We start from the raw sequence: 13,577 nt of genomic DNA on the forward strand, positions 1-13,577 counted from the left end.
TGTAATGACAGAAAACATTAAAGATGAAATTTTAGAGGTTTATGAGACTCTTATAGAAAATGGAGTCACATTTTATTATGGAAGTGAAGTTATACCTACAGGGGAAGTAACAAGTTTTAATATAATTGAAGGTGAGTATATTGAAATAGAAGTAGAAATAGAAGGTTTTGAAACATATCAAATCAGTGTAGAAGATTTTGAGGAATACCATTCAAAAGAAGGTGCGAATTATCATACTTGGCCTGAGATAAGAAAGTTTGATAAGAAACTTTCTATAATGAATAATTAAAGAATGAAAAAATTAAGGAAGGAATTCAGCTTTGAGCTGAATTCCTTTGTTTTTAATAATTCACAAAGGTGGATTATATTTATAATTATGCATTGTCCATTGCTCAGTATGCATTGTTCATTATCAATTGTTAATTTCTAAAAATAACTTCTTCTTTTGAGAACATGAATTTAGCAAATATTATAGAAGCAATTATATAAACTATATGCCATCCAACAACTATGGCTATATGTTTAATATCAAAGATTCCAACTGTAAATTCCTTCATTAAACAAATTGCATTTGTTATAGGAATATTGAAGAATGCTGGATTTATTCCTTTTGCATCCATCATATAAGGCAAGAAGGCTAAAATCATAGTAGGCATAGTAATAGCAGCTAAATATGAATTTGCTTCTTTAGTTGATCTTGCATAAATACTTACTGATATTTGTAATGCAGATAAAGTAATTAATACTAAAGCACCAATTATAAGCATTCCAAGTATTGTTGCAGGTGTTAGCTTAAAGTTAACTTCTTCACCAACAATCATAAACTTTTGCATTGAAATTACCATTGCAGTAAGGTTGGCCATCAAGGCTATGAATGAAACGGTACATAAAGCGCCTATTTTACCCCAAAGTAATGAAGCTCTTTTAGCAGAAGTTGATAAAAGTGGTTCAAATGTAAATCTTTCTTTTTCGCCAGCGCCAAGATCAGCAGCCATACCAACAGTAGAAGATACCATAAGAATAACAATTAATGTTGGAATCATAGTAAGAAGCATTGCGGCTCCCCCATTGATATCTTCATTATCAGCATTTATTCCTGATTTAACGCTAACTTCAAATGGAGTAAGTATAGATGAGTCTATTCCTTTATCAGCTAGGCGTTGTTCAACTATAGATTTTTTATAGCTTTCATATATTTCGTTAACCATGCTACTTGCAATCATAGACTTATTAGATTCTTCATCTATTAAAAGTTCAATAGTATCATTTTTCCCTTGAGATATATTTTCATCAAAGTTTTCAGGGATTTTTACTATAAGTTGAATATCCCCGTTTTTTAGTGATTCTGTTGGAGATTCTATTTCAGGCAATTTAATATTATCTAGAGATGTTATAGCTTTTGCCATAGAAGAATTTTTATTACCATCAATATATATATTAATTTCTTTTTGTACGTCTGATTGAGTTTTTTCCATTGCAGAAGACATAAATTTAAACATTATAGGATAAATAAGTATAGGCAATATTAATGTAAATACAAGAGTCTTCTTATCTCTTACAATATCTAATAGTTCTTTCTTTAAAACTGTTAAAAAGTTATTCATTAGATTTACCTCCTATAAGTTTTAGGAATGTTTCTTCTAAATCCTCATTATTATATTTTTCTTTTAATTTACTTAATGTACAATCTTCTATTAATTTCCCTTTATTTATAATTACAACTCTATCACATAGCTTTTCTACTTCTTTCATAGAATGACTAGAAAATAGTATTACTTTATTTTCACTTTTACATTGTAGTATGAAGTCTTGTACTATTCTAGCAGCACTAACATCTAAACCAGTAGTTGGCTCATCAAATAGCATGACAGATGGATTATGAACTATTGATCGAGCAATAGATATTTTTTGCTTCATACCTCTAGAATATTTTCCAACAGGTTTGTTTATATAATCCTCCATACCAAAGCTTTTTGCTAAGTTATCTATTCTTTCATCAGCTTCTTTTTTAGTCATTCCATAAAGATTGGCAAAGTACCTTATATTTTCTCTTCCACTTAGTCTATCATATAAGCCTACATCTCCTCCAAATAAAATTCCTATTTCTTTTCTTACGCTTTCAGAATTTGATTTTACATCAATATCGTTAACTTTAATGTCGCCTTCAGTTATTTCTAACATAGTAGAAATCATTCTTAAAGTTGTTGTTTTTCCTGCTCCATTTTCACCAAGTAAACCAACAATTTCACCTTTATTAACAGAAAAGGATAAGTTATCGACAACTTTGGTAGTTTTAAATTTTTTACTTACATTGTTTAGTTTAAGCAAATTATTAACCTCCTCGCATATTTAATGGTATTATATATAATATTAAGAGTTATAATATACAGTATTATAACAGAGTAAAAATGTATTTTCAATATAATTATAGAATATTTTTACAAATAAATCATTTAAAACATATAGGTGCATAAAAATTAACAATATTGAATTTTTATTCAGAAATAGATATATTTATAATCCTATATGGTGTAAAATATATAGTATATAAGCAATAAATAATAAAGCGACTATCTAAATACTTATGTCGGTAATAATGCTATAAAATTATCTAGTGAATAAATGATAATTTAATATTTGTAATGTAAATTTGGTTTGTTTAAATAAATAAATATTCAGTAAAACTTGGGGAGTTACGTATAATTATTAATTTAAATTTCCTTGACAGATATTTATAGAAAATATAGAATATTATCAAAAGGATAATTAATTATCAAAAAGATAATTAAAGGGTTAAAAAGTACACTTTAAATTGGTCCTGTGAGGCCAGAAAGGGAGTATATAATTATGTTATATTTATATTCACAAAATAATTGCATAGCTATGTCAGTAAGGGCATTTTCTAATACTGATATTAAATATATAAGGATAGTAGGAAGAGAACTTTAATTTGTTGTCTTCTTATTATCCTTTTATTTTTTAGATAAGTAGAGCTTTTATAAAGTGTATTTTTAGCTAAACATATTTTTAAATTTAAGGAGGGCTAAATATGAAAGCAAAGCTAATATTAGAGAATGGTATGGTTTTTGAAGGCAAGGCTTTTGGATATTTAAAAGACAGTATAGGAGAAGTAGTATTTACTACAGGAATGACAGGTTATCAAGAGGTTTTAACAGATCCATCATATTATGGACAAATAGTTACAATGACATATCCCCTTATAGGTAACTATGGAATCAACCTAGAGGATATGGAATCAAAATCGCCTAAGGTTAAGGGATTTATAGTTAGAGAAAAGTGTAATTTCCCAAATAACTTTAGATGTGAAATGGATCTTGAAAATTATTTAAAGCAAAATAAGATAATTGGATTAGAAGGCATAGATACTAGAGCTTTAACAAAGGTCTTAAGAAATTATGGAACTATGAAAGGAATGATTTCTTTAGAAGAAGTTACATTAGAGGATGTTAAGGAAAGGATAAGCTCTTTTTCAAATAAAGAAGCTGTTAGTATAGTTAGTACTAAAGAAAAGTATTCAATAGAAGGTGAAGGAAAGCACGTAGCAATAATTGACTTTGGAATAAAGGAAAATATAATAAGAAATTTTAAAAATAGAGGATGCAAGTTAACTGTATTTCCAATGAATGTAACTGCAAAAGAAGTTTTAGAAGTAAATCCAGACTTAGTGTTTTTATCAAATGGACCTGGAGATCCAGAGGATCTAGGAGATGTAATAGAAAATATAAAGGAATTAGTAGGAAAGAAGCCGATAGTAGGAATATGTTTAGGGCACCAGCTTTTAGCATTAACTTTAGGAGGAAAGACTACTAAATTAAAATTTGGACACAGAGGATGCAATCATCCAGTTAAGGACTTAGAAGAAAATAAGGTTCATATTACATCACAAAATCATGGATATGTAGTTGAAACTTTACCCAATGATGTTGTAGCAACACATATCAATATAAATGATGGAACTATTGAAGGAATGAAGCACACAAGCCTTCCAATATTCTCAGTTCAATTCCATCCAGAAGCAGCAGCAGGACCAAAAGATAGCGAATATATATTTGATAAGTTTATAAAGTATGCACTATAGGAGGATTTAGGATATGCCATTAAATAAAGATATTAAAAAAGTTTTAGTAATAGGATCAGGCCCAATAGTAATAGGACAAGCAGCTGAATTTGATTATTCAGGAACTCAAGCATGTCAAGCTCTTAAAGAAGAAGGAATAGAAGTAGTTTTAGTTAATTCAAATCCAGCAACTATTATGACTGATTCAGAAGTTGCTGATAAGATATATATAGAGCCACTAACAGTAGAGTTTTTAGAAAAAGTTATAGATAAGGAAAGACCAGATAGCTTACTTACAGGAATGGGTGGACAAACAGGACTTAACCTTGCTGTAGATTTATATGAAGCAGGAATTTTAGATAAATATAATGTAAAAGTAATTGGTACATCTATTCAATCTATTAAAGAAGGTGAAGATAGAGAACTTTTCAGAAATATGATGAATAGAATTAATGAGCCAGTTATACAAAGTGAAATTATAACTGACATGGAAGCAGGGGTTACTTATGCTACTAATATTGGATATCCAGTAATAGTTAGACCTGCTTACACATTAGGGGGAACTGGTGGCGGAATTGCTGAAAATGAAGCAGAGCTTAGAGAAATATTAGCTTCAGGATTACAACTAAGTACAATTGGTCAAGTTCTTTTAGAAAAGTCAGTTAAAGGTTGGAAGGAAATAGAGTACGAAGTAATGAGAGACTCTTATGGAAACTGTATAACTGTATGTAACATGGAAAACATAGATCCAGTTGGTATTCATACAGGAGATAGTATAGTTGTTGCACCATCACAAACTTTATCTGATAAAGAATATCAAATGCTTAGAACTTCAGCAATAAATATTATAAATGCTGTAGGAATAGAAGGAGGATGTAATGTACAATTTGCATTAAATCCAAATTCCTTTGAATATGCAGTAATAGAAATCAACCCAAGGGTTTCAAGATCATCTGCATTAGCATCTAAGGCAACAGGATACCCAATAGCAAAGCTTGCAGCAAAGATAGCATTAGGATATGGATTAGATGAAATTAAAAATGCAGTAACTCAAAAAACTTATGCTTGCTTCGAGCCAACTTTAGATTACGTTGTAGTTAAGATTCCAAAATGGCCATTTGATAAGTTTTATGCAGCAGATAGAGCTTTAGGAACAAAGATGATGGCAACTGGAGAAATAATGGCAATAGGAGCTAACTTAGAGGCAGCACTTTTAAAAGGAATAAGAAGCTTAGAAATAGGAAAATACTCTTTAGATCATCCTAAATTTAAAGAATTAAGCATTCAAGAGTTGAAATCAATCGTAGTTAAGCCAGATGATGAAAGATTATTTGCTTTAGCTGAAATGATAAGAAGAGATTATAGAATAGAAAGTATCGCTAAGATTACTGGGATAGATATATTCTTCTTAGAAAAATTCAAATGGATAGTTGAAGAAGAAACTAGATTAAAATTAAGCAAGATAGAAGATTTAGATAAAGAATGGTTATTAAACTTAAAGAAAAAGGGATTCTCAGACAAGGCTATAGCAGATATGCTTAAAGTTAGTCCAGAGGATGTTTATAAGTTAAGAACGATATGGAATATCAAGCCAGCATATAAGATGGTTGATACTTGTGGAGGAGAATTTGAAGCCTTATCACCATATTACTACTCAACTTATGAGCAATATGATGAAGTAGAAGTATCAGATAGAAAGAAAGTAATAGTTATAGGTTCAGGGCCAATAAGAATAGGTCAAGGAATAGAATTTGATTATGCTTCAGTACACTGCGTAAAATCATTAAAGAAAATGGGAATTGAGACTATAATAGTAAATAATAATCCAGAAACAGTAAGTACAGATTTTAATATATCAGATAAGTTATATTTTGAGCCATTAACAGAAGAAGATGTATTAAATATAATCGATAAGGAAAACCCAGATGGAGTTATACTACAATTCGGTGGTCAAACAGCTATTAAACTTGCTAACTTCTTAAAAGAGAAGGGAATTAAGACTTTAGGAACTACAGCTGATCAAATAGATATGGCTGAAGATAGAGAAAAGTTTGATGACCTATTAGAAAGACTAGGAATTGATAGACCAAAAGGCAAAGGTGTTTGGAATGTGGAAGAAGGCTTAGAAGAAGCTAGAAGATTGGGCTTCCCAGTATTGGTAAGGCCTTCATATGTTCTAGGTGGTCAAGGAATGGAAATTACTCATGACGAAGAGGAATTAAAGTATTATTTAAAGAATGCATTTGATAAGGATAAGAAAAATCCTATACTAGTAGATAAGTATTTAATGGGTAGAGAAATAGAAGTAGATGCAATATCAGATGGAGAAGAAATATTAATTCCGGGAGTAATGGAGCATTTAGAAAGAGCTGGAGTTCACTCTGGAGATTCAGTAACTATGTATCCAAGCCAAAATATAAGCTCTGATATAAAAGATAAAGTTTTAGATTATACTAAGAAATTAGCATTAGCAATTGGAATTAATGGAATGATAAATATTCAGTTCATAGAATTTGAAGGAGAGCTGTATATTATAGAGGTTAATCCTAGAGCATCAAGAACCGTACCATATATAAGTAAGGTAAGTAAGGTTCCAATAGTAGACTTAGCTACTAAAGTAATGCTTGGATATAAGTTAAGAGATTTAGGCTATGGAGTTGATATATATAAAGAGCCAGAATTAGTATCTATAAAGGTACCTGTATTCTCAACACAAAAATTACCTAAGGTTGAAGTATCATTAGGACCAGAAATGAAATCAACTGGAGAAGTTTTAGGTATAGGAAGAAATATAAAGGAAGCTTTATATAAAGGTTTTGTTGCGGGAAGTATGTATCCTTCAAATAAAAAAGGAAAGATATTAGCAACTATAAATAAGCATGATAAAAAGGAATTCCTACCTATAGCAAAAATGTTAGCTGAAGTTGGATATAAGTTTGTTGCAACAGAAGGTACAGCTAATCTTTTAAGAGAAGCTAATATTGAAGTAGAAGTAGTAAGAAAATTACATGAAGATGCACCAAATATATTAGATGTAGTAAAAAATAAAGAAGTAGACTTAGTAGTTAATACTCCAACTAAGGGGAATGATTCTAAAAGAGATGGATTTATTATAAGAAGAGCAGCAGTAGAAAGAAATATAGGTGTTATAACAGCTTTAGATACATTGAGAGCTATAGCTGAGGTTAAGGCTTTTGGGGTAGAGAATAGAAATTTAGAGGTTTTTGATATAGCAGAATAATAATGAAAAAATAAATGAAGATTTTCTGGAGATTGTGATTCAGAAAATCTTCATTTATTTTTTATTTGTAGAAAGTTTAGTTTTTATATTTATATGGTTATATTCTAATATAGATCAACATAGTATATAAAGAATGTATGGTTACATAATAAAAATATTTTATATTATATAAAGATTTATATAAATTTTGACAATAAGAAATAGATTTCTACAATAAAAAAGTATTTTTATAATTATTATGTAAAAATTATATACAAGTATTGACATAAAACGTATGTTCGTATAATATAAATATAGAACTTATGTTTGGTTGGAGGGTAATATGAATAATGATATTTTTGTAAAGTTAAATTATAAAACAATAGGTGAATTTAAAAGCTTAATAATAGATAGACAGCATATAGAGAATGAAAAAGAAAAGTATTTAATGTGTACAGGTAAATACGATAAAAATGGATGGACTTTTATATTTAAAGCTAACAGTATGAAGGAAGCTGAAGATTTTATAAATAATAATTCATTAAATAGAAAAAAGAGTGCTATAAAAAGTGTTTTAGATAATAATATATCTTTTATGGATAATGAAAAAATTCATATTCCTGCATGGATATAAAAATATTAGTTAAGATAAAAAGGAATGCAGGGGGACACTCATAGAGAGAAAACTTTTCTCTAAATTTTATTAAATTTAAAATTGTACAGTTATCTGTTGATAAAATAAAAAAGCTAAGCTTATTAGCTTAACTTTTTTAACAATGTTTATATATAAATTTATATATCTAATAAATTCTTTGTATAGTTAGCGTAAAGATTTCTTAATTCACTCATTTTATCTTCTAATTCAAGTGATAGATCAGATGCTAGAGCATAATCTTCATTAGATAAAGCTAACTTTATACGAGTGAATAAGCTTTTGGTTGTATAAGTATCTTTCATTATATAATGTCTTAAGTTGTCTATAGTCATCCAATTTGATATATCTAAATCTAATGCGTTCTCAGAGTGAAGCTTTTTAAAGGATCTAACTTCAACAGCATGATTTAATATAACTCTATGAACAATATCTGTAGTCCATCTTTGAATTGTAGCAAGTTTAAAGCTATTTATTAACTTATCACTAAATACATCATTTCTTTTTAATATATTTAGTTTATCTGAATACGTGTCTAATTGAATTAAGTTTTCATATACAGTAGCAGGTGCTTTACCAAAGTATTCGCTTCTTTCATTATCTGTATAGAATTCAAATACGTCTTCTTCACTTCTATAAGCTCTAGATTTTTCTAAATAAGATGCATCCTCACCAGGTTTCTTTGATAACTCTGCCAAAAGTTCTTCTTCAGTTTTATCATTTTCAAGGGTATATATTATTCCATCGAGCATTGCCATATATGAAACAGAAAGAGCTAGATATATATTTGTATGAGGGTTAGGTGATCTAAGCTCAAATCTTGTTGCTAATGGATTTGTTAAGTCTCTTATTAAACCTATTAATATAGTTCTATTTCTTGATGGATTATCAGGAGATACTCCAAGTGATGTAACTATACATATAGGTGCCTCAAAGCCAGGTTTTAATCTTTTAAATGCACCACTAGTTGAAGATATAAATGGATTCATAATTTCATAATTTTTTAATACGCCCATTATTGCTCCGTATCCTATGCAGCTTATGAAATCTTCTTTAGTCGCGTGGAATAAGTTTATTCTTTTTCCGTCTTTTAATTTTAAACTAACACCTAAGTGTATATGCATTCCAGAACCAGCAACGTCATCTATTGGCTTTGCCTTAAACGTAACATCTAGGCCATGTCTTCTGAATGTTTCTTGAGTTAATATTTTTACGAAGATTTCATTATCAGCGGCTTGAATAGCATCAGCGTATTTCCAGTCTATTTCGAGTTGTTCCATTATATGATTGAATTGTCCATTAGAGTCAAGCTTTGACTTTACTCCACCAACTTCTTTATGTCCCATTTCAGGTTCAAATCCATATGATTCCATAAGAAGTAAAGTTTCTTCTAATGCAGTTCTAACAGCACCTTTAGTTCTTGTCCAATATTGCTCTTGTAATACTTGAGACGTAGACAATTCTTCTATATGAGCTTGTTCATTTGGAGTTTTAACCCAAAATTCTAGTTCGGAAGCTGAAGTTATTACAATTTCATCTATATCATCATATTCAATTCCAAATGGTTTTAAAGTTTTAGGTTTATTTTTAAAGATATCTAAAAGAGTTGATTTAAATGTATTTATTGCTGAAGTAAGAATATTTCTTGAACATACTGATTTATTATTATGAATTAGGAATGAAGGAATTCTAAGAGTACCAATAGGTTTGTTAGTAAATGGATCAATATGATCGTAATTATAGTCAACAAACCAATTAGCATTAAGATCTGCAATCATATCAACTTTTGCGTCATTTAATGTTGCAATCCCAGGAAGTACAACTGAAGAACCGTCTGTTTGAATAGCAACTCCATTTAAAAATGAGTCAATATCATCTAAAAATAATCTTGATGGAATTTTTTCGTCAGTATCATTACCTGATAAATCTATTCCAACAATAGATACAAATTTTATTTCAGGATGGTCTTTAAAGATTCTAAATAAGTCTTCTTTATTATGCTTTGATTTTGGTATTGTAAAAATTAAATCTTTCATAAAATCTTCCTTGCCGAAATATAACAAGGAAAAGTCACTTCCTTTCTGCTTTAAATCGAATATTTAACTGGTCTAGACGTCATAATATTCGTAAAATTCTTTAATTATAAAGCAATTCTATTATATACATGGTATGATGTCAATAATTAATTTAACAAAATAATGTGAAAATAATATTAGATGTATATAGAATTTTTAAATTATTAAATAAAAATATGCAGGTCTGTTTGACTTCAAGTGAAGTTATAAAAAACGAACCTACATACTTATATTTTTATTTAGAAGAAATATCTTTAATTGAATCATTTATTATCTCATTAGGATAGCCTAAATAGGATAATAGTTTTATGGCATTTCCTGTATTACAAATGCCCTCTTTTAATTTAAAATCAAAAATTAAACCTTCATTTTCATCAACATCTTCACAAAAATAATATTTTAAATATTTATCATTACAAGTTTCGGCTAATTCTAAATCGTGTGTTGCAACAATTGAAAGTGCATTCCTATTCATAATATATTTTAAAATCTGCTTAGAGGTAGCTATTCTTTCAATTGGGTTTGTTCCTTTAAATATTTCATCAATTATGCAAAATGCTGGTACCTCTTCGTCTAATGAATTTAAAATCCTAAGAACAGCATTACATTCCTCCAAATAATAGCTAGTACCAGATAAAACATCGTCTGAAATACTAAGAGAAGACATAACCCTAAAGAAGGAAGCATTATAATCATCACATAAACATGTATAAATAGATTGAGCTAATAGCATATTTAAAGCTAGAGTTCTCATAAATGTAGATTTACCAGACATGTTTGAACCTGTTAAAATAACTCCCTTATTATTTAAATTTATACTGTTAGGAATACCATCCTCTAATAATGGATGACAAGCATTTTCTGTTTTAAATAAGTTATTTTTATTATCAGTAAAGTTAGGTAAACTATAATTTTTTAATTTAGTTCTATAAGAAGATACAGAGATATAAGCTTCTATTTTACCAACTAATGCATAGAGTTCTATTAACTCTTGTCTATTTTTCTTGATAATATTGATTATAGAGTAGTAAGATCGTATTCTAGTTAAAAATAAAGCATTTATTGTTTCTATAAATATATCTAAAGCTCCTTGAGAATAGATAAATAATGTTTTTTTATCTATTTTAGAAAATAGATCTACTCTTTCTTTTATTTTGTCTATTTCATCTTTTAAAGTAGGATCGTCAATTTTAGATAGTTCCTTAGAAGCTCTAATAAAGTCACCTAAATATTGAAGTGAAGTAAGTTCATATTCTATTTCAGATGCTGTTCGCAGTGAAATGAACATGTATATGGCAAAAATTCCTATAAAAGTTGGGATTTTATCAGCGCCATCAATAATAAACCAAACTAATGCTACAACTGAGCTTAAAGCTATTAGATTGTATAATAATACCTTTGATTTATTTACAACTGTTTCTGTATTAAATAAATTAAATATCTCACCTTTTCTTTGTTTTCCTAAGTTAGAAAATATCTGTTGTATTGTACTTCTTAGATTTTCATCATTCTTAAATTTGTCTATTATTTTATTTCTTTCTATTAATTCAACACTATTAGTTTTTGGTGTTCTTAAAATATAATACAGCATTTGCTCGCCTGGAGTTGATGAACAATTGCTTATCTTTTTAAAAACCTCATCAACATTTAGATCATGAGCAGTTTGATCATCTATATCATGAAAGGTATTTTCATTTAAAGATTTAGGACCATATTCATAATAAAATTTATGTATCTTATTAAAGTCAAATTTAGAATCATATGCATTTGGCCAAGATGAGATTAAGTAAAGTATTTCATTAAATTTTCTTGACTTATCAAAAAGGTTAGAAGAAATAACAATAAATATAATAAAGAGAAAAATTCCTATTTGATATATTCTACCTCCTAATTGTGGGCCTAATTTAAATGTAAAATAAATAGTAGCTATAGATAGAGCTGCAAAAACGCATGTAAGATATTTATAAATTAATAACTTTCTTTTCAAAAAACCACCTCTATTAATTAATCATATAATTTATTATAATATAACATTAATGGGAAAAATAGTATTTATGGATTGTCTTAAAAGTTTATTGAAGTTAAATAACATTATAAATTTGTAGATTTATATTAAATAAAGGTATAAAATAAAATATAGAATTAAAGAAAATGGAGTGAGATTAGGTGGACAATAAGAATAGGCCAATAGGTTTTTTTGATTCAGGAGTAGGCGGATTAAGTGTAATGAAGGAAGCAATACAAGTAATGCCGAATGAGAACTATATATATTTTGGAGATTCTAAAAATGCACCTTATGGAGTAAAGAGCGTTGAAGAGGTTAGAGATTTGACATTTAAGGCTGTAGAATTCCTATTAAATAAAGGGGTTAAGGGTATAGCTATTGCTTGTAATACAGCAACTAGTGCAGCTGTTGCAGATCTTAGAAAAATATATCCGGATTTGCCTTTAGTAGGTATAGAACCTGCATTAAAGCCAGCAGTTGAGCTTAACAAAGACGGAAATATATTAATTATGGCAACATCAATGACACTGAAGGAAGAAAAGTTTAATAGGTTGATGAATAGATATAAGGATAGAGCATCAATAATTCCTGTACCATGCCCTGGGCTTGTAGAGTTTATTGAGGCTGGTAAGCTTGATGGGAAGGAAGTTGAGGAATACTTGTTTGAAAAAGTGAATACATACAATGGTGGTAAAATCGCTTCTATAGTATTAGGATGTACACATTATCCGTTTATAAAGGATACTTTAGTTAAAATTATAGGAAAGGATATTACTATAATAGATGGAGGGCTAGGAACAGCAAAAGAGTTAAGAAGAAGGTTGAGCGAGAAGAATTTATTAACTGAATCAAGGGAAAATGGAACTATTGAAATAATTAACTCTTCAAATAAAAATGAAGTTATAGATTTGAGCTATAGATTGTTGAATAAATAGATGAAGTCTTTGAAGCAATTGAATTATGATTATAATTAAAATATAAATTATTAAAGATAAAAAAGTTAGGCTTATAGTTTTATTCTATAAGTCTAATATTTTAAAAATATTTGTTAAAACGTTGACAAAATTTCTAAAAATTGATATATTATAGTAAAGAGAATTTTCAGAAAATTTAATCAATTACGAAGTTATGGAGGTAGTTTATGGAAACTGAAATAAAAATAAAAGACGTATTAGGTGAAGATATAACTATAGAAGATGCAATTTTACTAAGAGAAATTATTAGAAATAGTATAAATATTGGAGTATCCCTTGACTTTGAAGGCTTTGAGAGAATTCCAACTACTTTCTTAAATGTTTTACTTGGAGATTTAATAAATAAATTTGGAAGAGAATTTATTTTTAAGCAAGTTTGTGTTAAAAATTTATCAAATTATACTGATTATTCTAGAGTGGTACTAGGAACTACTTTTCAATAAAGCATAGAGAAATCTATGCTTTTTTTATTAAATAATATATAATTACCATAAGAAGAAAAAAATATATAATTCCAGACTTAAATTATAATGGATATATATTATAAATTTGAATTTATAGATTCAAATATGA

10 protein-coding genes are annotated in these 13,577 nt (G+C 28.3%); 6 read left to right on the forward strand and 4 right to left on the reverse strand.

The annotated features are described in order from the left end of the window. Nucleotides 1-4: 4 nt before the first annotated feature. Entirely contained in the window at nucleotides 5-289 is a 285-nt protein-coding gene (locus CSBG_RS16905) for a hypothetical protein (RefSeq protein ID WP_008681448.1), read from the forward strand. Between the two features lie 130 nt (nucleotides 290-419). Here CSBG_RS16905 and CSBG_RS16910 read toward each other — a convergent pair whose 3' ends face one another. Together CSBG_RS16910 and CSBG_RS16915 are read right to left on the reverse strand one after the other, a co-directional pair. Next, nucleotides 420-1,604, reverse strand: a complete 1,185-nt coding sequence (locus tag CSBG_RS16910; RefSeq protein WP_008681450.1) for an ABC transporter permease — start codon at nucleotides 1,602-1,604, stop codon at nucleotides 420-422. Beyond that, complete coding sequence (locus CSBG_RS16915; protein ID WP_008681452.1) at nucleotides 1,597-2,328, reverse strand: ATP-binding cassette domain-containing protein; 732 nt, start codon at nucleotides 2,326-2,328, stop codon at nucleotides 1,597-1,599. Before CSBG_RS16915 ends, CSBG_RS16910 begins: the two co-directional genes overlap by 8 nt. A 721-nt stretch (nucleotides 2,329-3,049) precedes the next feature. Between CSBG_RS16915 and carA the strand changes: the two genes are divergently transcribed. The 3 genes from carA (at nucleotide 3,050) to CSBG_RS16930 (ending at nucleotide 7,932) form a co-directional block, all read left to right on the forward strand. Next, on the forward strand, nucleotides 3,050-4,099 hold the full coding sequence (gene carA, locus CSBG_RS16920) for a glutamine-hydrolyzing carbamoyl-phosphate synthase small subunit (RefSeq protein WP_008681454.1): 1,050 nt from the start codon (nucleotides 3,050-3,052) through the stop codon (nucleotides 4,097-4,099). Nucleotides 4,100-4,112: 13 nt separating this feature from the next. Further along, entirely contained in the window at nucleotides 4,113-7,319 is a 3,207-nt protein-coding gene (gene carB / locus CSBG_RS16925) for a carbamoyl-phosphate synthase (glutamine-hydrolyzing) large subunit (RefSeq protein ID WP_008681456.1), read from the forward strand. A gap of 322 nt (nucleotides 7,320-7,641) precedes the next feature. Further along, nucleotides 7,642-7,932 carry a hypothetical protein gene (locus CSBG_RS16930; RefSeq protein WP_008681458.1) on the forward strand — a complete coding sequence of 97 codons (291 nt, stop codon included), beginning with the start codon at nucleotides 7,642-7,644 and terminating at the stop codon, nucleotides 7,930-7,932. Between the two features lie 158 nt (nucleotides 7,933-8,090). On the opposite strand, the gene CSBG_RS16935 is transcribed toward CSBG_RS16930, so the two are convergent. Both CSBG_RS16935 and CSBG_RS16940 read right to left on the reverse strand, forming a co-directional pair. Further along, entirely contained in the window at nucleotides 8,091-9,986 is a 1,896-nt protein-coding gene (locus tag CSBG_RS16935; RefSeq protein ID WP_008681459.1) for a glutamine synthetase, read from the reverse strand. Nucleotides 9,987-10,260: 274 nt separating this feature from the next. Then, a complete protein-coding gene (locus CSBG_RS16940) occupies nucleotides 10,261-12,012 on the reverse strand; it encodes a hypothetical protein (RefSeq protein WP_008681460.1) in 1,752 nt (583 codons plus the stop codon). A gap of 179 nt (nucleotides 12,013-12,191) precedes the next feature. On the opposite strand from CSBG_RS16940, the gene murI reads away from it, so the two are divergent. Together murI and CSBG_RS16950 are read left to right on the forward strand one after the other, a co-directional pair. Further along, entirely contained in the window at nucleotides 12,192-12,965 is a 774-nt protein-coding gene (murI, locus tag CSBG_RS16945) for a glutamate racemase (RefSeq protein ID WP_008681461.1), read from the forward strand. Nucleotides 12,966-13,171: 206 nt separating this feature from the next. Beyond that, complete coding sequence (locus CSBG_RS16950; protein WP_008681462.1) at nucleotides 13,172-13,447, forward strand: STAS-like domain-containing protein; 276 nt, start codon at nucleotides 13,172-13,174, stop codon at nucleotides 13,445-13,447. Nucleotides 13,448-13,577: the final 130 nt, after the last annotated feature.

It is taken from the genome of Clostridium sp. 7_2_43FAA (assembly GCF_000158375.2).
Classification (GTDB): domain Bacteria; phylum Bacillota; class Clostridia; order Clostridiales; family Clostridiaceae; genus Clostridium; species Clostridium tertium.